Source organism: Agathobaculum sp., from assembly GCF_022775115.1.
In the GTDB taxonomy this organism is placed as follows: Bacteria; Bacillota; Clostridia; order Oscillospirales; family Butyricicoccaceae; genus Agathobaculum.
On sequence record NZ_JALFLA010000059.1, the window covers coordinates 1 to 18,938 of the forward strand.

At 57.1% G+C, this 18,938-nt stretch carries 20 protein-coding genes, 1 pseudogene and 1 other annotated feature; of the genes and pseudogenes, 7 read left to right on the forward strand and 14 right to left on the reverse strand.

What is annotated here, in order from left to right; translation table 11 throughout:
• The 4 genes and pseudogenes from MR935_RS07380 to MR935_RS07395 all read left to right on the forward strand — a co-directional run.
• On the forward strand, window positions 1-818 hold an 818-nt coding region (locus MR935_RS07380), incomplete at its 5' end, for a recombinase family protein (protein ID WP_290572368.1).
• A gap of 5 nt (window positions 819-823) precedes the next feature.
• Entirely contained in the window at window positions 824-1,255 is a 432-nt protein-coding gene (locus MR935_RS07385) for a hypothetical protein (RefSeq protein ID WP_290572369.1), read from the forward strand.
• A gap of 164 nt (window positions 1,256-1,419) precedes the next feature.
• Window positions 1,420-1,785: a helix-turn-helix domain-containing protein gene (locus tag MR935_RS07390; RefSeq protein ID WP_330636495.1), complete on the forward strand. Its 366-nt coding sequence runs from the start codon at window positions 1,420-1,422 to the stop codon at window positions 1,783-1,785.
• Window positions 1,782-3,280: pseudogene (locus MR935_RS07395) on the forward strand (recombinase family protein). Before MR935_RS07390 ends, MR935_RS07395 begins: the two are co-directional and overlap by 4 nt.
• Window positions 3,281-3,420: 140 nt before the next feature.
• Here the strand turns inward: MR935_RS07395 and MR935_RS07400 are convergent.
• The 3 genes from MR935_RS07400 to MR935_RS07410 are packed head-to-tail and all read right to left on the reverse strand — an operon-like array spanning window position 3,421 to window position 5,602.
• Entirely contained in the window at window positions 3,421-4,095 is a 675-nt protein-coding gene (locus tag MR935_RS07400; protein WP_290572371.1) for a PspA/IM30 family protein, read from the reverse strand.
• 38 nt (window positions 4,096-4,133) lie between these two features.
• Window positions 4,134-5,183 carry a hypothetical protein gene (locus MR935_RS07405; protein ID WP_290572372.1) on the reverse strand — a complete coding sequence of 350 codons (1,050 nt, stop codon included), beginning with the start codon at window positions 5,181-5,183 and terminating at the stop codon, window positions 4,134-4,136.
• A gap of 14 nt (window positions 5,184-5,197) precedes the next feature.
• Window positions 5,198-5,602 (reverse strand): CBS domain-containing protein, encoded by a 405-nt coding sequence (locus tag MR935_RS07410; protein WP_290572373.1) that lies wholly within the window; start codon window positions 5,600-5,602, stop codon window positions 5,198-5,200.
• Window positions 5,603-5,856: 254 nt separating this feature from the next.
• Between MR935_RS07410 and MR935_RS07415 the strand changes: the two genes are divergently transcribed.
• From MR935_RS07415 to MR935_RS07425, 3 genes are all read left to right on the forward strand, one after another.
• Window positions 5,857-6,861: an ABC transporter substrate-binding protein gene (locus tag MR935_RS07415; RefSeq protein WP_290572374.1), complete on the forward strand. Its 1,005-nt coding sequence runs from the start codon at window positions 5,857-5,859 to the stop codon at window positions 6,859-6,861.
• A 120-nt stretch (window positions 6,862-6,981) separates the two neighbouring features.
• Window positions 6,982-7,929, forward strand: a complete 948-nt coding sequence (locus tag MR935_RS07420) for an ABC transporter permease (protein ID WP_290572410.1) — start codon at window positions 6,982-6,984, stop codon at window positions 7,927-7,929.
• Complete coding sequence (locus MR935_RS07425) at window positions 7,922-8,701, forward strand: ABC transporter ATP-binding protein (protein ID WP_290572376.1); 780 nt, start codon at window positions 7,922-7,924, stop codon at window positions 8,699-8,701. The genes MR935_RS07420 and MR935_RS07425 overlap by 8 nt, the downstream gene beginning before the upstream one ends.
• A gap of 41 nt (window positions 8,702-8,742) precedes the next feature.
• Here the strand turns inward: MR935_RS07425 and MR935_RS07430 are convergent, their stop codons facing one another.
• The 11 genes from MR935_RS07430 to MR935_RS07480 form a co-directional block, all read right to left on the reverse strand.
• Window positions 8,743-9,306, reverse strand: coding sequence for a manganese efflux pump MntP (locus tag MR935_RS07430; protein ID WP_290572377.1), 564 nt, complete (start codon window positions 9,304-9,306; stop codon window positions 8,743-8,745).
• Window positions 9,307-9,549: 243 nt separating this feature from the next.
• The gene (locus MR935_RS07435; RefSeq protein WP_290572378.1) at window positions 9,550-10,398 is read right to left on the reverse strand and encodes an alpha/beta hydrolase family protein; all 849 of its coding nucleotides are present in this window, start codon (window positions 10,396-10,398) and stop codon (window positions 9,550-9,552) included.
• A 46-nt stretch (window positions 10,399-10,444) separates the two neighbouring features.
• Complete coding sequence (locus MR935_RS07440) at window positions 10,445-11,068, reverse strand: peptidase C39 (RefSeq protein ID WP_290572379.1); 624 nt, start codon at window positions 11,066-11,068, stop codon at window positions 10,445-10,447.
• Between the two features lie 64 nt (window positions 11,069-11,132).
• A complete protein-coding gene (locus MR935_RS07445) occupies window positions 11,133-12,305 on the reverse strand; it encodes a MalY/PatB family protein (protein ID WP_290572380.1) in 1,173 nt (390 codons plus the stop codon).
• Window positions 12,306-12,309: 4 nt separating this feature from the next.
• Complete coding sequence (locus tag MR935_RS07450; RefSeq protein WP_290572381.1) at window positions 12,310-13,458, reverse strand: trans-sulfuration enzyme family protein; 1,149 nt, start codon at window positions 13,456-13,458, stop codon at window positions 12,310-12,312.
• A 56-nt stretch (window positions 13,459-13,514) separates the two neighbouring features.
• Window positions 13,515-13,759 (reverse strand) — a binding site (T-box leader).
• Window positions 13,760-13,855: 96 nt separating this feature from the next.
• A complete protein-coding gene (locus tag MR935_RS07455; protein ID WP_290572383.1) occupies window positions 13,856-14,248 on the reverse strand; it encodes a thioesterase family protein in 393 nt (130 codons plus the stop codon).
• A 33-nt stretch (window positions 14,249-14,281) separates the two neighbouring features.
• Window positions 14,282-15,568: a serine--tRNA ligase gene (gene serS, locus MR935_RS07460; RefSeq protein WP_290572385.1), complete on the reverse strand. Its 1,287-nt coding sequence runs from the start codon at window positions 15,566-15,568 to the stop codon at window positions 14,282-14,284.
• Window positions 15,569-15,595: 27 nt separating this feature from the next.
• The gene (locus MR935_RS07465) at window positions 15,596-16,150 is read right to left on the reverse strand and encodes a hypothetical protein (RefSeq protein WP_290572387.1); all 555 of its coding nucleotides are present in this window, start codon (window positions 16,148-16,150) and stop codon (window positions 15,596-15,598) included.
• A gap of 16 nt (window positions 16,151-16,166) precedes the next feature.
• Window positions 16,167-17,039: a ParB/RepB/Spo0J family partition protein gene (locus MR935_RS07470; RefSeq protein ID WP_290572389.1), complete on the reverse strand. Its 873-nt coding sequence runs from the start codon at window positions 17,037-17,039 to the stop codon at window positions 16,167-16,169.
• 1 nt (window position 17,040) lies between these two features.
• A complete protein-coding gene (locus MR935_RS07475) occupies window positions 17,041-17,820 on the reverse strand; it encodes a ParA family protein (RefSeq protein ID WP_290572391.1) in 780 nt (259 codons plus the stop codon).
• A 186-nt stretch (window positions 17,821-18,006) separates the two neighbouring features.
• Window positions 18,007-18,828 (reverse strand): ParB/RepB/Spo0J family partition protein, encoded by an 822-nt coding sequence (locus tag MR935_RS07480; RefSeq protein ID WP_290572393.1) that lies wholly within the window; start codon window positions 18,826-18,828, stop codon window positions 18,007-18,009.
• Window positions 18,829-18,938: the final 110 nt, after the last annotated feature.

Genomic DNA, 18,938 nt, shown 5'->3' on the forward strand with positions numbered 1-18,938 from the left:
ATCTGATTCTTACCAAGAGCATTAGTCGCTTTGGGAGAAACATCGTGGATATTCTGAATAACCTGCGTACGCTTTCTGCGCTAAACCCACCCGTGTCGGTTGAATTTGAAACGGAAGGCATCACCTATACTGGGGACGGAAAAAACAATCTTCTGATCGCTCTACTGTCTGCGCTTGCCGAAATGGAATCTCAGCAAAAGAGCGAAGCAATTAAGGCAGGTATCCGATGGCGAATGGCAGCAGGGATCTATAAGTTCTCTGTCCAGAATACGCTTGGTTTCTACCGGAACCACCTCGGGCGGTTGGTCATTGAACCCACGGAAGCGCGAATTGTGGAGTACATCTATGAAAGCTGCATGGAAGGTGCTTCTCCTTCTGAAATAGCTGCCGCATTGACGGAGCAAGGTATAAAATCCCCCATGGGCAAAGACTGCTGGCTCCCTGATACGGTACGCAGTATCCTCAGAAATGAAAAATACTGCGGTGATGCTTTGATGCAGAAAACCTATACAAAAGATTTTCGCACACATAAGTCCGTAAAAAACACAGATCTCAATATGTACTTCAAAGAGAATCACCATACGGCAATTGTCAAAAAAGAGGATTGGCAGAAGGTTCAGGAGATTCTCGCTGTGCGGCGTGATGGAAAAAAGGTTGCTACATTACGCCGTTTGACTAACCGCTTTGTTGTATCTCGCGTGAAGGACGGGCTGTTCCAGGGTTACTTTATTTTGGATTCCCGCTGGTCTGCCGCAGAACGCAAAGAATTCTTACAAATCATCAATGAAACACTGAATCTTAAAAATGAAAGGAATTAGACATTATGAACTTCGATTTTTCTACATTGGATTTTGAAACGATTGACTCCAATATCAACGCATATCCGGATATGTTTATCAATCAAAATAGTGTTACCTTCACGAAAAAAGTTTTGGAAGACTTGGGCTATCCGGCATATGTGCTGTGTATGCTGGATGCAAAAGCAAAGGTATTCGCTATTCGTATGTGCAAAAGTAATGAACCAAAGGGATTCAAGTTTTCCAAACCCAAGGGAGAACAGAAAGGTGTCGTTACCATTTCCAATAGGAATCTGCTTGACCCGCTGCGCTCCACCACCGGAGTTGAATGGATTGCCGGCAAGCGGTACAAAGTGCGTGGCTTCTGGGTCGCTGATGCGAAGACCATGTGCTTTGATCTGAACGAAGGCGTTCAAGAAGATTTTCGCTCCGTTCCACAGGATGACCGTACTGAGTAAAGACTGATTTTCTTGTACAGGGTAAGCACTCCTTCGCGGGTGCTTACTTCTATTCATGGTCTTCTTTAATACCGAGAGGATAACTCCATAATGTGCATAATAAGTCATTTTAAGAGTTTACTATGGGTTGAATATGTGGTACAGTAACATCGAATGTATGGGAGGTGAGTTTATTGAAAGAATTAGGTAAACGTCTGCGGGTACTACGCGAGAGTGTTGCCCTGTCACAGGCAAAACTTGCGCCGGAGCTTGGCACAACCCAATCAAGCATAAACCGCTACGAGAATGGACAGGCTGCTCCGCCGATTGATCTGTTGCGGAAATATGCGGACTACTTTGATGTGTCGATGGATTATATCTTTGCCCGCTGTGATAATCCCAGAGGAAAGCTGTATGAGAGCAAACTCTCCATGACCAGCGGCAGCCCAGAACTACGGGACTTTATCGAGATATGCTTTGAGCCCGGTTCCCCTATGAACGAACGATTGAAGGAATCCCTGTTTCAGATGATGACGGAGGGTAAGAAATGAAAGCTGTCATCTACGCCCGCTATTCCTCCGACAGCCAGCGGGAGGAATCCATCGAAGGCCAGATTCGGGAATGCACCGCCTTTGCTGAGAAGAACGGCATCACGATTCTGCGGCACTACATTGACCGCGCCTATTCCGCCAAGACGGACAACCGCCCAGATTTTCAGGAGATGATTAAGGACAGCGGTAAGAAGCTGTTTGATATGGTCATCGTCTGGAAGCTGGACAGATTTGCGAGAAATCGTTATGACAGCGCGCGCTACAAAGCACAGTTGAAGCGGAACGGCGTGAAAGTGGTGTCCGCAACGGAAGTGATTTCGGAAGGTGCGGAGGGCATCATTCTGGAATCTGTGCTGGAAGGCTACACAGAGTATTACTCCGCTGATCTGTCAGAAAAGGTTATCCGTGGCAGAACAGAAAATGCTCTGAAGTGCAAATTCAACGGCGGCACACTTCCCATCGGTTATGTGATTGATGAGGAACAGCATTTTCAAATCGACCCGCTGACGGCTCCCTTTGTTCTGGATGTGTTCAAGAAATACGACAAGGGCGCAACCATGAAGGAACTGCGGGACTGGCTGAATGACAGCGGCGTCAGAAATACCCATGGCCAGCCATTGAACTTCAACAGCATTCAGCACATGCTGGGCAACCGCCTCTACATCGGAGAGTACAAATACAGAGACATCATCGTACCAGACGGAATCCCTGCCATCGTTCCAGAGGATTTGTTTGACCGTGTTCAGGAGAAGCTGGCGCAAAACAAAAAAGCCCCGGCCTGTCACAAAGCCGAGGACGATTATCTCTGCTGACCACCAAACTGTTCTGCGGTTACTGTGGTGCCTATCTCTGCGGTGAGAGCAGGAAAAGCAGGAACGGCACTATTCATCACTACTACAAATGCGTATCCGTAAAAAAGAAACGGACGGACTGCAAGAAGAAGCCCGTTAGGAAGCAATGGCTGGAAGATCTGGTTGTTAACGAAGTAATGAAGGTGGTCATGGACGACAAGGCCATTGAAGCCATTGTGTCCATGGTCATGGATTTACAAGATCGGGAAAACACCAGCCTTCCCCTATACGAGCAGCAGCTCCGGGAAGCGGAAACCGGAATCCAGAATCTCCTGAAACGCTATCCAGCAGGGCATCCTCACCAAGTCCACCAAGAGCCGGTTGGAAGATCTGGAAACTGCAAAGAGGACTTGGAGATTAAGATCGCTAACGAGAAGATAGCAAAACCCAGAATCGGCCCGGAGTTTGTCACCTTCTGGATGTACAAATTCCGCAAGCTGGATGTACGGCAACAGTCGCACCGCAAGATGCTGATCGATGCCTTTGTGAACGCCATTTACCTGTACGATGACAAGCTGGTTCTCACCTTCAACTACAGGGACGGCACCAAAACCATCACTCTGGACGATGTGAAGGAAGCCGCAAAAGCGAATACCGGTTCGGATTTGGATTGCCTTGGTGCACCAGCTCGTCGCAAGCGATAGGATGCTTGCGACGCGTTTTTTTGCAAAGGCCAGCGCGCGGCTTGCTCCTTATCCCTCGTGTCCCACGGCAAAAAGAAAAAGGCAGACAGCATGGTTTTCCATGCCGTCTGCCCTTTGTTTTTACAGCTTCAGCCGCGCGCTTACAGTCCCATCTCGGCCTTGAGCTTTGCCAGCTCATCGTCCACGGCAGCGTCCGCGCCGCTGTACTTCTTCTCCAGCGCGGCGGCCTCGTCGACCGGCGTTTCACCCAGCGCGGCCATCGCATTGGCTCTGTCCAGCATCGCGTCGGCCTTGGCCTCCATGCGGCTGAACGCATCCATCGCGCCCGCCGCCTTATCCGACGCGGAGGTGAACCGGTTGACCTTTTCCTGCGTCTTGGCCACGGCCACCTTGGCCTTTATCATCTCGCGCCGCGCGCTGAGCTGCTCAATATCACCGACCAGCTTATCATGCATCTGGCGCATCTTGCAGGCGTTTTCGTGCGCGGCGTCATAGGTGGCCTGCAAGGAGGCCGCCTTTTCGGTAAGCTGCTGCTTTTTGGCAAGGAAGGTACGCGCGTCGCCCTCGTTGCCCGCGGCCAGCGCCTTGCGAGCAAGCCCCTCGTATTTGGCGGTCTCGGCGGCGTTGTCGTCCAGCATACGCTTGGCGCGTGTCTCCTCCGCCATGACGCCCGCAGTCTCCTTTTTCACCTCGGCCAGATTTTCCGTCATGTCGCGCAGATACTGGTCGATCATCTTGGCCGGGTCCTCGGCCTTGTCCAGCAGGTCGTTGATATTCGCTTTGATAATGTCGGTAAACCGTTCGAGAATACCCATACTGTCTCATCCTCCCGTATCATCGTTTGGTGTTTTTGTTATTTCTCGTACTTTTTGGCCAGCTCCTCAACGTCCTCATCGCCGAACTTTTCCAGTGGGGTTTTGAGGATCTCCTCGGCCTGCTTTTGCTCGCGTGCGCGCTGCTCGCGCCGCTTTTTCAGCGTGATAAACAGCAGCACGGCCACAACGATCACTGCGGCGCTCACGGCCACCGGCACGACGGGTGACTTTGTCACCGTCATGATACGCGCAGCGGTCTTTTCAAAGGTGAGCGAGAAGATCTCCTCCTCGCTGATCGAATAATCGTTGTAATACCGGTCAAGGTAATCGGCCAGAATGGCGATGGCCTCGTCGTCCACGACCGTCTTGGCCTGTGTGCCGACCACATAGCCGCAGTTGTACGAGCCTTGGTTATCATCGCAGAAGACCAGCAGGAAATGTCCCTCGTCGGCAAAAAGCTGCGGATACAGCTTTTCCGCATAGGCGGTCAGCTCGCTTACCGAGGTGGTCGTGCCGTTTGGCAGCACATATAAGTACGGCTGCACGCCGGTCTGCTTGTAAAACTGCTTCATGCCGCTTTCGAGCGCGGCCTTGTTGGAAAACCAGCTGCCGTCCTCGTCGGTATAATACGCGGTCTCCTGCACCGCCGCGGCAGGCAGCGGCTCGCGCGCCACGGTCGAGCGCTGTATAGCCTGCGTATTCACACTGTCCGTCAGCACACCTATAACAGCAAACAGCAGCAGGATGCCGCAGAAGATGAGGAACAGTGTGCCGCAGCCCAAATTGCCGCCGTGTCCGTTCCCTCCATCGCCGTTGCCGCCGCCACCGCCGCCGGTATACCGGCGCGAGTTGTTTACAAAGATCGGCCCTGTCCGGATGCCGCCGCCAAAGCCGCCCCCGCCGAAACCGCCGCCAAAGCTGCCGCCCGAGCGTCCACCGCCCGAGCGCCCGCCCGAAAAACCGCCGGACGAGCGTCCACCGCCCGAAAAGCCGCCCGAGCGCCCGCCCGAAAAGCCGCCCGAGCGCCCGCCCGAAAAGCCGCCCGAGCGCCCGCCCGAAAAGCCGCCGCCACCGCCTGATCTGCCCATATGTGTCCCCCTTGTTATTTTTTCGGCTGTTTTTGATAGGTATCGCTCATGTACTGGATGACATCATGCCGAGTGATGATGCCGCTGAACATACCGCGCCCGTCTACCACGGGCACAAAATTTTGCTCGGTGACCAATTCTACCATATCCTCCATCTTCACGTCAATGCTGGCCGTGCGGTGGCGCACGCGGCGCTCGACCCGGCCGACTGTCATCTGCTCGTCCGGCGCGCCGTTTTGCAGCAGCAGGCGCAGAAAATCTCCCTCGGTGATCGTGCCGATATAGCGCCCCTTGTGGTCGATCACCGGAATGGCGGTAAAGCCGCTTTTCATCATGTCGTCGATCGCCTGCCGCGCTGGACAGTCGTCAAACAGGTAAAAGACTTCGGATTTGGGTTTCAGGAAAAAGGATATGTTCATCCGATCGCCTCCTCTCGTTCTCTTTTATTGTACTTGCTGCGGGCGCGCCGGTCAACCGCTGTATGGCAGGATTAACAATTTATTTGCAATCTCTCCCGTACTTCTTTGTATAAGGTGACAGCGCCCTACACAAGCGCCGCAAAAAATATGCCGCCCTGTCTTGACTTGCTCTCTTTTAACTGCTAATATGTAAAAGTAATGCGCGGCCTGTTCCGCGTTTATATGCATTTTATGCTGAAAAGAGGTTTTATAAGATGAAGAAAAGAGTATTGGCTGCTTTGATGACCAGTGCGATGGCGCTTTCGATGGCCGCGTGCGGCGCGTCGAACAACGGCGGCACAGACACGCAGACCCCCGCCGGCACGGACGCCGGGGCAGGCGCGCAGACGTACAGCGTCGGCATTGTGCAGCTGGTCGAGCACGACGCGCTTGACGCGGCGACCAAGGGCTTCCGGGACGCGCTGACCGACGCGCTTGGCGACGCGGTCAGCTTTGACGAGCAGAACGCGCAGAACGACTCGAACACCTGCGCCACCATCGTCAACGGCTTTGTGTCCACGGGCGTCGACCTGATCATGGCAAACGCCACCCCGGCCCTGCAGGCCGCCGCGGCCGGTACATCGGACATCCCGATCCTCGGCACCTCGGTAACCGAATACGGCGTTGCGCTCGAGATCGACGGCTTTAACGGCACGGTCGGCGGCAACATCTCGGGCACCTCCGACCTTGCGCCGCTCGACCAACAGGCCGCGATGATTGCAGAGTGGTTCCCGGAGGCCAAAAACGTTGGCCTGATCTACTGCTCGGCCGAGCCGAACTCCCAGTATCAGGTCGATATGGTCAAGGCTGAGCTGGAAAAGCTCGGCTACACCGCCACGCTGTACGCTTTTTCGGATTCAAACGACCTTTCCGCTGTGTGCACCACTGCCGCCGGCGCGAGCGACGTGATCTATGTGCCGACCGATAACACGGTCGCTGCCAACACCGGCATCATTGACAACATCTGCCGTCCGGCCAAGATCCCGGTCGTCGCCGGTGAGGAGGGTATCGCCCGCGGCTGCGGCGTAGCCACCCTGTCGATCAGCTACTATGAGCTGGGCCGCACCACCGGCGAGATGGCCGCCAAGGTGCTGACCGGCCAGGCCGACATCTCGACCATGCCGGTCGAGTACGCGCCGGCCACCAAGAAGTACAACAAGGCCATCTGCGACGAGCTTGGCCTGACCGTACCGGAGGGCTACGTCGAGATCGAGGGCTAAGGCCTGACGTCCGCGCCCTGACAGATGATACATAAAAAACAGCGGGGAGGGTCTTTCCTTTTCCGCTGTTTTTTGCTATACTAATGCTATCTGTATGTATTGGGGGAACTCTTTGTGTCTATCACTTTGCTGGCAAGGCTCGGTACAATACCCGGCGCACTGCCCGGCGCTGTCGCGCAGGGGCTGATCTGGGGCATCATGGCCATCGGCGTTTACATCACCTACCGCATTCTCGATATTGCTGATTTGACGGTCGACGGCTCGCTCTGCACGGGCGGCGCGGTCTGCATCGTCATGATGCTCAACGGCTACGGCGTGTGGGCGGCCATGCTCGCCGCGCTGCTTGCCGGTCTGCTCACCGGCCTGATAACCGGCCTGTTTCACACCTTTATGGGCATCCCGGCCATCCTCGCCGGTATTTTGACCCAGCTTTCGCTCTATTCGATCAATCTGAAGATCATGGGCAAGGCCAATCAGGCCATCAATGTGGACAAGTATGACCTGCTGACCTCGCTGCGCTGGGTCAAGGAAGCCGCGCTGCGCAACCCGCTTGTCACGGTCAGCCTCATCACGGTCGTGCTGATCGCGCTGCTGTACTGGTTCTTCGGCACCGAGCTTGGCTGCTCGATCCGCGCCACGGGCGCAAACCCCAATATGAGCCGCGCGCAGGGCATCAACACCGATTTGAACAAGGTGCTCGGCCTGATGCTGTCCAACGCCCTTGTCGCCTTTTCGGGCGCGCTGCTGAGCCAGTATCAGGGCTTTGCCGATGTTTCGATGGGGCGCGGCGCGATCGTCATCGGCCTTGCCGCCTGCATCATCGGCGAGGCTGTGTTCAGCCGGATTTTCCACAACTTTGCGCTGCGGCTGCTGAGCGTCGCGTTCGGCTCGATCATCTATTACATCGTCATTCAAATCGTCATCCAGCTCGGCTTTGACGCCAACCTGCTCAAGCTGCTGTCGGCCGTCGTCGTGGCTATCTTCCTCGCCGTGCCGTACTGGAAGGGCAAATATCTGCGCCCGGCTGTGAAAAATCCCGCCAAGAAGGAGGCTGACCGCAATGCTTGAACTGAAAGGACTGTACAAGACCTTCAACGCCGGCACGGTCAACGAAAAGCGCGCCATCAACGACCTGAACCTGACGCTGGAAAACGGCGATTTCGTCACAGTCATCGGCGGCAACGGCGCGGGCAAGTCGACCATGCTCAACCTGATTGCGGGCGTGTTCCCGGCGGACGAGGGACTGATCCGCTTAAACGGCTTCAACCTGACCCGTCTGCCCGAGCACAAACGTGCCAGATTCCTCGGCCGCGTGTTTCAGGACCCGATGATGGGCACGGCCGCCACGATGGGCATTGAGGAAAATCTCGCGCTGGCGGGACGGCGCGGCCAGCGGCGCGGCCTGCTGTCCGGTATCACGGGCGGCGAGCGTGAGCTGTACCGCGAAAAGCTCGCCACGCTCGGCCTTGGGCTGGAAAACCGCATGACCAGCAAGGTCGGCCTGCTGTCCGGCGGCCAGCGGCAGGCGCTGACGCTACTCATGGCGACGCTGAAAAAGCCCGACCTGCTGCTGCTCGACGAGCACACCGCCGCGCTCGACCCCAAAACGGCTGACAAGGTATTGCAGCTGACCGAGGAGATCGTCTCCCGCGAGGGCTTGACCACGCTGATGGTCACCCACAACATGAAGCACGCCATCCAATACGGCAACCGCCTGATCATGATGGACGCGGGACATGTGGTGGTCGATATCCGGGGGGAGGAGAAGAAAAACCTTTCGGTGCGCGACCTGCTGGAAAAGTTCAACATCGAAAACGACCGTATGCTGCTCTCTGAGTAAAAGCGATAAAAGAAAAAGGACGCCACAAGCGTCCTTTTTTGTTACCCCCAGATACCCAAATGCTCGAGCAGTATCTTGCAGCCCATCAAAATGAGCACGATGCCGCCGAACAGCTCGGCGCGAGACTTATACCGCGTGCCGAACACGTTGCCCACCTTGACCCCGGCGGCGGAAAGCACAAAGGTCGTCACGCCGATGAAGCACACCGCCGGCACGATATCGACCTGCAAAAATGCAAACGTAACGCCGACAGCCAGCGCGTCAATGCTGGTAGCGATGGCCAGCGGCAGCATGGCCGCAGGCGCAAACGAATCGCTGACGCTTTCCTCCTCGTCCCCGCGCGACTCACGCACCATATTGCCGCCGATCAGGCACAGCAGTACAAAGGCGATCCAGTGATCGACATTGGTGATAAGTGCTTGAAAGCGCACGCCGAGCAGATAGCCCAGCAGCGGCATCAGCGCCTGAAAGCCGCCGAACCAAAGTCCGGTGATAACCGCGTGGTGCGGCCGCAGCGCGCGCACGGACAATCCCTTGCAGACCGAAACGGCAAACGCATCCATCGACAGCCCGACGGCAATGACAAACAGCTCCAAAAGACTCATTTTCCTGTCCTCCTCGTTCTTCACGGCAGCGGGCATAAAAAAGAGACCCATCTGCCGCGCAAAGCAGATAAGTCTCGTCATTTCGTGCAAAACCAGAGGGGAACGCCCCTCAGTATGTTGGCTCTGCCACGCGGCCGAGCGACCGCGCCGACTACTCCCTTATTGGGCTTATTATACTGTATGTAGGGCGGATTGTCAAGAGAACGAAAAAGGAAAGCGCAAATGCGTGCTCCGCAGCAGCCTCTATTCCTCTGCCAGCGCATCAGCAATAAACTGCGCGGCAAAGCGGATCAGCGCGATGCGGCTGCCGCACAGGCCGTGCCCGGCGGGCAGCTCCAACAGGCGGTGGATCGCCGGGGTCTGCGCGGCGCGCAGCTTTTGCCACAGCGGCTGCACCATCTGCTCGCCGGGGGCGATCTCGTCCAGCCGCCCGGTGACACAGCAGAGGTTCTGCGTCCTCACCTCCGCAAAGGCGCGCTCAAACTGCCAGCTGTCCACATGGGCGGCGATGTCATCAAAAATTGCGTCAAGGCCGTCGCTGCGCAGGATGTCACCCTCCGGCAGCAGCCTGTGCAGCGTTTCCGGGTGGCCGTCCCGCAGCGCGCGCGTCGGGTCGAACGGCGTCATCAATATCAGCCCGCGCAGCCAAGGCAGCGTGCGCCCGGCATTCAGCGCTGTGTTGCCGCCCATGCTGTGCCCCGCGAGAAAGACCGCGCGTGCATCCACCCGGTACTGCCGGCAAAAGGCCGGACTGCGCGCCCAATCGGCCAGCGCAAGCGCATCCTGTATGCAGTTGGATACCAGATATTTGCCCTCGCTCCCCCATGCGCCCCGGTGGTGCGGCACGACCACCACGCAGCCGATACGGCAAAGCGCATAGGCCAAGTCGTCGCTTCGCGCCGCGCCGGGAAAACCGTGAAGCAAGATGACGCAGGGGCGGTCGGCGGCAAAGCTGCCGTCCGGCCACAATATCTTGCCATACAGATGACAGCCTGCGCTGACAAAGTCCAGCGCGTCATAATCCGATGGTTCGACCGCCGGGTCATATGGCTTGTCCTCAAACAAATACTTCAGTTGAATGCGCGACGACATATTGCCGCCCCCCTTTTCCTCTTTACTTTCCCCCGGAAATAGCCTGTCAGATCATGTATTCGACCGTCTGCTCGGCTGTCAGCTTGGTTTTTTCGTTGAACAGCAGTACGGCCTCGCGGGTCTCAGTCGGCCCGAAGGCGTAAAGCGTGAGCGATTGCCGATTCAGCCGCTCGCGCGGGACAATGCGGTTGCAGCGATAGGGCTGGTCAAACACCATTTGAACATCGGGCGCCTCCGCAAACGGTTCCTGCTGATAATAGGGGTCAAAAACCATAATGTTATCGCCTTCCACCCCGGTCAGCAGGATGTAATGCCACACGTCATGGAGCACGCGCGCGACCACCGCGCCGCCCCGCCGCAGCGCATCCTCCACCAGACTGCTGCTGCCGAGAAAGACATGCTCACCGGACAGGTAGCTGCTCGAAACGCTCAGCTGCCCGATGCTGCCAAAGCCGTTGAGCCAGTTGCTCAAAAACATCATGGCCGCGCATGAGGTGCCCCGCTTGCCGCTGACACCGTTCTTGTCATAGCAATCGAGGCTGTACAGCATGATATTCCGTATCAGCTCGGGCGGGATATCCTCCCGCTCGAACAGATAGCTGACCGCGTTGAGCATAGCGGTCGGCCCGCAATCGTATTCCGACATTTGATAGCGCAATGGTATTTTCAATTCGGTCTACCTCCTCCCGCCGCGCGGCGGCGCGGCATATGTTCTTATTTCCCGCCGCCCTATGTCAGCCCACGGCTTGTTTGAGCTGCTGCATGGCCTGCGCGAGCCGCGCGCGCGGGCAGGCCAGCACCACGCGCTGGAACTGCGCGGCATTCCCGCCGAAGATATGCCCGGCGTCCAGCCACAGCTTGGCCTTGTTTACGATCAGGTCATTCAGCTCCCGGCGGGACAAGCCCAGCCCCGCGCAGTCCAGCCATGCAAAATAGGTGCCCTCCGGCTCAACAAGGGTGATCTGCGGCAGCTGCTCCCGCAAAAAGCCGCGCACGAACGCTAAATTTTCCCGCAGATAGGCGTGGCACTGTGTCAGCCACACATCGCCCGCGGCATACGCGGCCTGACAAGCGACCAGCCCCAGCGAATTGAGCTGCGAATAGCCGCTGCGGTCCATTTCCTTTTGAAAACGGGTGCGGGCGGACTGCCCGGGTATCCAGATGTTGGACACCTGCAATCCGGCCAGATTGAAGGTCTTGCTGGGCGCAGTGCAGACCATAGCCTGCTCGGCCAGCGCGGGCGCGGCCAGCAGCAGCGGGGTATGCGGATGCTCCGGAAAGGCGAAGTCGCAATGTATCTCGTCGGACACGACGAACACGCCGTGCTTTTTGCAGATTTGTGCGAGCCGGCGCAGCTCCTCGGCCGTCCACACCCGTCCGACCGGATTGTGCGGGCTGCACAGCAGGAACAGCTTGACCCTGTTTTGAACGATCTTGTCCTCAAAATCGGCAAAGTCGATCACATAGCGCCCATTTTGATAAATCAGATCATTTTCCACCAGCCTGCGGTCATTATCCGTCACCACGCTGTAAAACGGGTAATACACCGGCGGCTGGATGAGCACCGCATCCCCCGGCTGGGTGAAAGCCCGCACGGCCATCGCCAGCGCGTACACCACACCCGGGGTCTTGACCAGCCATTCCGGCTGGGTGCTCCACCCGAAATGCGCCCCAAACCAAGCGGCGAGTGTGTCATAATAGTCCGCCTTTACCTCGCTGTATCCAAAGATACCGTGTTCGACCGCCTTGCGCAGCGCGTCCAGCACGGGCGCGGGCGCCCGGAAATCCATATCCGCCACCCAGAGCGGCAGCACGTCGGCCGGGCGGCCGCGCTCGACCGCGAAGTCGAATTTCAGGCTGTTTGTGTTCTTCCGGTCGATGAGCTCGTCAAAATCGTATCGCTCCATGGTTTTATCCCTCCAGCGCCTGCCCCAGATCGGCAATGATATCATCCACATGCTCCAGCCCGACCGAGAGGCGCAGCAGCCTGTCCGTGATGCCGAGCCGCAAGCGCATTTGCTCCGGCACATCTGGGTGGGTCTGCGTCAGCGGGTATGTAATCAGGCTTTCCGTGCCGCCAAGGCTTTCCGCAAAGGTGATCAGCCGCACGCCGTTTAATATGCGGTGCGCGGTCTGGACTGTGTCCGTACGGAAGGAAAGCATACTGCCGCATCCCCTTGCCTGCGATAGATTGAGAGCGTAGCCGGGGTGGTCGGCAAGGCCGGTATAAAATACCTGCTCGATGCCCGGCTGCGCGCCCAGCCAGCGCGCGACCTCGCGCGCATTTTGCTGCTGCCGCTCCACGCGGATGGGCAGCGTTTTCAGCCCGCGCATGGCCAGCCAGCAGTCGAACGGCGCGAGCATCCCGCCGGTCGTTTTGGCGATCAGGCGTATCCTGTCGGCCAAGTCCTGCCGCGCGGAGGTGAGAAAGCCCGCGATCGTATCATTATGGCCGCTGATAAACTTACTGCCGCTGTGGATGACGATATCCGCGCCCAATGCAATGGGGTTTTGAAAATACGGGGAGAGAAAGGTATTATCCGCAATCAGCAGCAGGCCGTGCTCCTTTGCGATGGCCGCGCAGCCGCGCAGGTCGGTCACACGCATCATGGGGTTGCTGGGCGTTTCGATGTAGATGGCGCGGGTCGCGGGCGTCAGCCGCTCGCGAATCTGTTCGAGCGACGTGGTATCGACAAAGTCGACCTGTAGGCCGTTTTTCATGCTGATGGTGTGCAGCAGGCGGTTGGTGCCGCCGTACAGGTCCTCCGCGCAGATGATATGATCTCCGGGGGAAAACAGCTCAAAGCAGGCGCTGACCGCCGCCATACCCGAGGCAAAGGCCACGGTATCCACACCGTGCTCCAGCTCGGTCATGATCTCTTCCAAGCGCTGGCGGGTGGGATTCTTCTCCCGCGTATAGTCAAAGCCGCTCGACCGGCCAAGGCCAAGATGGCCGAAGGTCGCGGTTTGGTACAGCGGGAACGAGACCGCGTGTGTCTGCTCCTCAAAGCTGTGTTCACCGCTGCCGTGGATACATCTGGTTTCAAAATGCTCACCCATTGTACTTCCCTCCTGATGGTGTATATAATAGAAAAAAGCGCCCGCCTTCCTGCACATTAGAAGACGAGCGCAACTGTCCCGTGGTACCACTTCTGTTCGTTCCGGTGCTGCCGAAACCTCCTCAGCGTCAAACGACGCCGCGCCGCGGTAACGGGCGGTTCCCGTCGTAGCCTTGACCTGATGGTCTCGGTACGCTGCTCCGGAGCCATGTTCGTCCATTCCCCCTCCGCCCGCTTTCAGCATACGCGGGCTCTCTGTTGGGAGGGGGATGATGGACTACTCTTTCCTTCATTGCCTTTTCCTGTATATCATTATACGTGGTGTCCGGATAAAAGTCAATAGTTTTCCCAGTATTTTTATCGGAAAAATGGGAATTATTTCATATGCGGCCAAGCCTTCAGCCGCCCTTTTTGGCCGCCGCCTTGGCTTCAAAGCGCGTTCTGTCCACAACGGCACGCTGATGTGTGCCTTCTCCGATCAGGCCGACCTCGTCATACGCCGCAACACGGAAGGTCAGAATTTTGCCGTTTGCGGCAATGTCGGTCAATTCGGTCTCGATGCGGACAGTCATGCCCAGGGGCGTTGCCGCCACATGGGTGACATTGACCAGCGTGCCGACCGTCGTCTTGCCCTCCTCGAGATAGGACGCGACGCTTGCTGCGGCGGTATTTTCGATCGCCGCGATCATCATCGGTGTGGCAAATACGGCCACAAGGCCGCTGCCAACCTTGCTGGCCAGCTTATCCTCGGTCACAGTAAAGGTCTGCTTTCCTTTGATGCCGATTTCCATGCAGTGTTCTCCTTTTCTGTAGGGCTTGCGCGGTCAGCCGATCTCGGTCTTGCCGCCCATATACGGCTGCAAGGGCTGCGGAATGGCAACCGTGCCGTCCGCGCGCAGGTTATTCTCCAAAAAGGCGATCAGCATACGCGGCGGCGCAACGACCGTATTGTTGAGCGTATGCGCAAAGTACAGCTCCTTGGGGTTTTCCTTGCTGCGCACGCGGATCTGCAAACGGCGCGCCTGCGCATCGCCCAGATTGGAGCAGGAACCGACCTCAAAATACTTTTTCTGGCGCGGCGACCATGCTTCCACATCACACGACTTGACCTTCAGGTCGGCCAGATCGCCCGAGCAGCACTCAAGCGTGCGCACCGGGATATCGAGCGTACGGAAAAAGTCGACCGTGTTCTGCCAGAGCTTTTCATACCACATTGGAGATTCCTCAGGCTTGCAGACGACGACCATCTCCTGCTTTTCAAACTGGTGGATGCGGTAAACACCGCGCTCCTCGATGCCATGCGCGCCGACCTCCTTGCGGAAGCAGGGCGAGTAGCTGGTCAGCGTCTGCGGCAGGGTATCTTCCTCGCTGATGGTGTCGATGAACTTGCCGATCATCGAATGCTCCGAAGTGCCGATCAGATAAAGATCCTCGCCCTCGATCTTATACATCATGTTCTCCATCTCCTTGAAGGACATGACACCCTTGACCACATCGCTGTGGATCATAAACGGCGGGATATAATAGGTGAAGCCGCGGTCGATCATAAAATCGCGCGCGTAGGACAGGATGGCCGAGTGCAGACGCGCCACATCGCCCTTGAGAAAATAGAAGCCGTTGCCCGAAGTGCGGCGCGCGGCATCCAAATCAATGCCGTTCAGGCGCTCCATGATATCGACGTGATAAGGTACCTCAAAATCGGGCACGACCGGCTCACCGAAGCGCTCGATCTCGACATTTTCGGAATCGTCCTTGCCGATCGGCACGGTCGGATCGATGATCTGCGGAATGACCATCATTCGCGCTTTAACGCCCTCAGTGTAGACCTTTTCGTCTTCCTCAAGCTGCGCCATCTCGTCGGCCATGGCCTTGACCTCGGCCTTGACCGCCTCGGCCTCGTCTTTCTGCCCCTTGGCCATCAGCCCGCCGATCTCCTTGGACTTCTTGTTGCGCAGCGCGCGCAGCTCGTCGCACCGGGTCTTGGCCGCGCGGAACTTGGCATCCAGCTCGATGACCTCATCGACCAGCGGCAGCTTATCGTCCTGAAACTTCTTTTTGATGTTCTCCTTGACCGCATCCGGGTTCTGGCGGACAAATTTAATATCCAGCATGGTTTGATTTCTCCTTTTTCCTTATCCTTATGCCGCGCCGTTGGGGTCTTGCCCCCGCACGGCTTGTATCTGCTGCTGCGCATTCTCGAACAGCTTGTTGATATCCGCGCCGAAGGACTGCTCGGGTGCATTACCCAGCAGACGCTCCTCGCTGTAATTCTGCACCAGCTCATCATAAGCAGCCACAGCGTCCGCGTCGTTTTCCGCAAGCAGCTGCGCGTTGATGCGCGCAAGCAGCGCGTAAACCGTGCGCTCGTCGGCCGTCTGCCGCGCGGTCTCCGGCAGACCGGCAATGTCGGTGCCGTACAGCGCGGTAAGCTGGTCGATCACCTGCTGCTGCTCGTCAAGCTGCTTTTGCAGGTCTTCCATTTTCTGGGTTGCGCCCTGCGCGACCGTTTGCTGCTCGTTAAGCTGGGTGCTCAAGCTTTCCAGCTGTCTGTCCGCCCGCGACTGCGCGACATAGCTGATCAGGATCAGCGCGATCGCCACGGAAAACAGTGCCACGATATAAAAGGTAAGCGTCGTCCGGCTGAGCTTTTTCTCCGGCTGCTCCTGACTCACAGGCTTTTTTTGTTCGTCCATCCTGCCTACTCCCTTCTTATACGCGCAGCGTGCGCAGCGCGTCGATCAGGCGTTCGAGGTCGTCTGCACCGTAGTATTCAAGCGTGAGCGCGCCGCTGTTTTTGCCCTGCTGGATGCTGACCTTGCGGCCAAGTGCTCCCTCCAGCTCTTTTGCAATATCAGCGACATAATCGACCGTGAAATCCGCTCTTTCCGGTGTCTTAGGCGGCTTTTTATTGAGCTTTTTTGCCAGCGTTTCAGCCTGCCGCACGGTCATCCCAGCCATCTGGCAAGCGGCTTCATAGCGCTTATCCACCTGCTCCACGGCCAGCACAGCGCGCGCATGGCCACCGGACAGCTTGCCCTCCGCGACCATCGCGCGCACCTCCTCCGGCAAGGCAAGCAGCCGCAGCGCATTGGCGACTGCCGGGCGGGATTTGACTACACGCTGCGCAACCTCCTCCTGTGTCAGCCCGAATTGGCGCATGAGCAGGTCATAGCCTTCGGCTTCCTCGATCGGATTGAGATCCTGCCGCTGCAAATTTTCAATCAGCGCAAGCTCCATGACTTCGCTTTCCTTGGCTTGCAGCACCATGGCAGGTATTTTTTCTAAACCGGCCTGCCGCGCCGCGCGCCAGCGGCGCTCGCCCGCGATAATCTGATAATAGCCGTCCTTATCTCCCGGCCGCACGGTGATTGGCGTGATAATGCCATGCAGGCGGATACTTTCGGCCAGCTCGTCCAATGCGGCTTGCGCAAAGACCTTGCGCGGCTGGTTGGGGTTTGGCTCTATTTTGGTCAGCGGAAGCTGGCTTATACTGTCCGCCGCACCGGCCGCGCTCAGGTCGGTCACATCGCCGCCGAACAGGTTGGAAAGTCCGCCGCCCAATCCCTTTTTGGGTGACGCCATGCTATCTCCCCTCCCCTCGTCCTGCGTTCTTCTTTAATATTTCATCGGCAAGGGATAAATATGCCTCCGCGCCGCGGCACAGCCGGTCATAATCGGTGATCGGCTTGCCATGGCTGGGCGCTTCGCTCAGGCGCACATTGCGCGGCACGACCGAACGAAATACCTCCCCCGGAAAGTGTTTTTTTACCTCCTCAACCACCTGAATGGACAGGTTGGTGCGCCCATCAAACATAGTGAGCAACACACCCTCCAGCGCAAGCTCCGGATTCATATTCTTTTTGACCATGCGCACGGTGGTCATCAGCTGACTTAAACCCTCCAGCGCGTAATACTCGCATTGCAGCGGCACCAAAAAGCTGTTTGAGGCACACAGACAGTTGAGCGTCAGCAGGCCGAGCGACGGTGGACAGTCGATAAAAATGTAATCATACGCATCCCGCACACGGTCAAGCACGCGCCGCAGGCGGTTTTCCCTGCCCTCCATTGTGATCAAATCAAGCTCGGCACCGGCCAAATTCACATTCGCGCCAATCAAATCGACCCATTTTGTCGAAACGATAGCTGCATTGACATCAGGCTCGTCCTCAACGATCAAATCGTAAATCGAGGTCTGCAAGGAGCGGGGATCAACACCAAAGCCCGAGGTAGCGTTGCCCTGCGGGTCAAAGTCACACAGCAGCACACGCTTGCCGCGCTCGAACAGCGCTGCCGCAAGATTGATCGCGGTGGTCGTTTTGCCAACGCCGCCCTTTTGGTTGGCGAATGCAATAATCTTACCCATAGCGTTCTCCTAACTTGTTGCGATTTATCCTACGAGTTTTATTATAGCATACCGCGTTGCAAATGCAAATAGAATGTTTCACATGAAACATTCTATTTGCTGAAAAATGGCGAAGCATACAAAAAGACCGCCCCTTGAGACGGTCTGTTTTGGCAGTTGCTTGTTTCACGTGAAACATTCGGCGGGTCAGCCGCGCGCATTCGGAATAGTAATGGTCAGCGTAAGACCATTATCGCTCTCCTGCTGGTCAACGGTCGCACCAATGCCGGCATCCACCATCACACCGACTGCGCGGTTGAGCGTATTCAAAAAGAAGCGCACATCTTTTATCAGACGCACCATCTTGCGCTCGTTACCCGGCGGCGCTTGCTGCGCACCCAGCAGCGATTCGATGTACTGCTCCGACCGTCCCACGTTCAAATCATGCTCGATAATATAATTGGTCGCGGCGATACGATCCTCCTCGCTTTCCAGCCGCAGCAGAGCACGGGCATGACGCTCGGTCAGGTTAGCGCTGCGAATCAGCTCCATATTCTGAGGTGACAGACGCAGCAGCCGCAGCTTATTGGCCACTGCCGACTGTGTTTTACCCACCTTGCGGGCGGCCTCCTCCTGCGTCAAACCGTATTGCTCTATCAGCCGCCTGAAGCCGCCTGCCTCCTCAAAGAAATCCAGATCGCGCCGCTGTAAATTCTCCACCAGCGCGATTGCCGAGGAATCCTTGGAATCGGCCGAGATAACAAGGCAAGGCACCTCGGTCAGCCCGGCGACGCGCGCCGCGCGCAACCGCCGCTCACCCGCTACCAGCTCAAAGCCGCCATCCGGTATACGGCGGACGGTCAGCGGATTAAGTACGCCATACTGGCGGATGCTCTCAGCAAGCTGCGCAATGGCTTCCGGGTCAAAATATTTGCGCGGCTGATTGGGATTTCGTGCGATATCGCTCACGCGAACACGCCGCAGCGTGCGGTCCTCCTTACCCGATACAAGTGTTAAAACCGACATCATGTACTGCTCCTCCTTCAGCAAGATCACGGATGGGAAATTAAAATGGTATGTCCTACGGTAATAGATTACCATATTATTACATTTTGACAAGGAAAATCGACCGCAAAAAT